At 69.8% G+C, this 2,324-nt stretch carries 1 protein-coding gene; it reads right to left on the bottom strand.

All coding sequences use genetic code 11. The annotated features are described in order from the left end of the window. Positions 1–2,324: beta-ketoacyl synthase N-terminal-like domain-containing protein (locus tag ACFZCY_RS45425; RefSeq protein WP_391187706.1), on the bottom strand; the 2,324-nt coding region annotated here is incomplete at both ends.

Genomic DNA, 2,324 nt, shown 5'->3' on the forward strand with positions numbered 1-2,324 from the left:
TTGCCGCCGGTGTCGTCGGCGTGGCCCTGGACGACGTTCGCATCCTGAGAGCCCGCCGCCAGGGCATCAAGACCCGCCAGCAACTCCGCCCGGTCGGCAGCCACGATCACGGCACGGCGTCCCAACATGGCACGCCCGGTGCCCAGGGCGGCGCCTACACGCTGAGGCGCCAGATGGGGCCTGTCCACGGCGAAAGCCCGGAGGGCGTCCGCCTGTTCCCGTAGCGCCCCTTCCGTGAGAGCGGATAGCGGGACCAGCGTGGGAGAGGCGGGAGCCTCATTCGGAGAGGGTGAGGATTCCTGGTCCGTTGCAGGGGCTTCTTCGAGGATGACGTGAGCGTTGGTGCCGCTGATGCCGAAAGACGACACCGCGGCTCGGCGCGGCCGACCCGCGGTCGGCTGCCAGGGGCATTCCTGTGTGAGGAGTTTGACGGCGCCGGTGGACCAGTCGACGTGCGGGGTGGGTTTGTCGGCGTGGAGGGTGCGGGGCAGGGTGCCGTGGCGCATCGCCATGACCATCTTGATCACGCCCGCAACGCCGGCAGCGGCCTGGGTGTGACCGATGTTCGACTTCAACGAACCTAGGTACAGCGGCAGTTCGCGGTCCTGTCCGTATGTCGCGAGCAGCGCCTCGGCCTCGATGGGGTCGCCCAGGGCTGTGCCGGTGCCGTGGGCTTCAACGGCGTCGACCTGATCGGCCGCCAGGTCGGCGTCGCTGAGTGCCTGCCGGATGACCTTGCGTTGTGCGGAGCCGTTGGGGGCGGTGAGGCCGTTGCTGGCGCCGTCCTGGTTGATGGCGGAGCCGCGCAGTACGGCGATGACGGGGTGGCCGTTGCGGTGGGCGTCGGAGAGTCGTTCGACGAGGAGGAGTCCTGCGCCTTCGCTCCAGCCGGTGCCGTTGGCGGTGGTGGAGAAGGCTTTGCAGCGGCCGTCGGGGGCGAGGCCGCGTTGGCGGCTGAATTCGATGAAGGTGGCGGGGCTGGCCATGACGGTGACGCCGCCGGCGAGGGCGAGGTCGCATTCGCCTTGGCGTATGGATTGTGCGGCCAGGTGTAGGGCGACCAGGGAGGAGGAGCAGGCGGTGTCCACGGTGACCGCCGGGCCCTCCAGACCGAAGGCGTACGCCACACGGCCGGAGGCGACACTGCCCGCGCTGCCCGTGACCAGATAGCCCTCGTAGCCCTCGGGAGCGGTGGGCGCCTGGTGAAGCCGGGCGCCGTAGTCGTTGTACATGACGCCGGTGAAGACACCGGTCCTGCTGCCACGGCGGCTGTGTGGGCTGATGCCCGCCCGCTCGAAGGTCTCCCACGCGACCTCCAGCAGGAGCCGCTGCTGCGGATCCATGGTCAGCGCCTCGCGGGGGCTGATCCCGAACACCTCCGGGTCGAATTGGTCGGCGTCGTGGAGGAAGCCGCCTTCGCGGGTGTAGGAGGTGCCTGTGTGGTCGGGGTCGGGATGGTAGAGGGTGTCGAGGTTCCAGCCGCGGTTGGTGGGGAAGCCGGTGATGGCGTCGGTGCCGGTGGCGACCAGGTGCCACAGGTCGTCGGGTGTGGTGACGCCGCCGGGGAAGCGGCAGGCCATGCCGACAATCGCGATCGGCTCGTCGTGGACTCTGCCTCCTGTGACGGCCGTGCCCACGCTTGCACCTGACTCAGGGTCGGTGCCGGTTGCCTGTTCGTCCGCTCGTTTGGGTGCGAGCAGGGTGCGCAGGTGGTCGGCGAGCGCTCCCGGGGAGGGGTGGTCGAAGACGAGCGTCGTGGGCAGGCGGAGCCCCGTGGCGGTGCCCAGCCGGTTGCGCAGCTCGACGGCGGTCAACGAGTCGAAGCCCAACTCGGTGAAGGATCGGTCGGCCACCGCGGAGACGTCGTGCTCCAAAGCGGCGGACACATGGGTACGTACAAGATCCAGTAGTAGAGCTTTTTGGGCAGCTGGAGCGAGCGCACAGAGGCGGTCGGACAAGGACGTGCCACCGGAGGATGTGGCCGTGGACCGTGCGATGGGCCGGGCGGCGGGCCTGCGGACGAGCGCGCGGAACAGCGCGGGTACGCCCCCGTCGCCAGTGCGTAGCGCACCGATGTCCAAGCGGGCCGGTACGAGAGCGGGGTGGCGACTGTTCGCCAGCGCCTTGTCGAACAAGTCGAGTCCCTCTGCCGCCGACAGCGGCGCCACACCCGTACGGGAGAGTCGCGCGAGGTCCTTCTGACTGAGTTCAGTGGCCATGCCTCCCTCGTCCCACAGGCCCCAGGCGAGGCTGGTGGCGGGTAGGCCGTGGGCGTGTCGGTGGTGGGCGAGGGCGTCGAGGAAGGTGTTGGCGGCGGCGTAGTT

Origin of the sequence: Streptomyces sp. NPDC007983 (assembly GCF_042958345.1) — a bacterium.
In the GTDB taxonomy this organism is placed as follows: domain Bacteria; phylum Actinomycetota; class Actinomycetes; order Streptomycetales; family Streptomycetaceae; genus Streptomyces.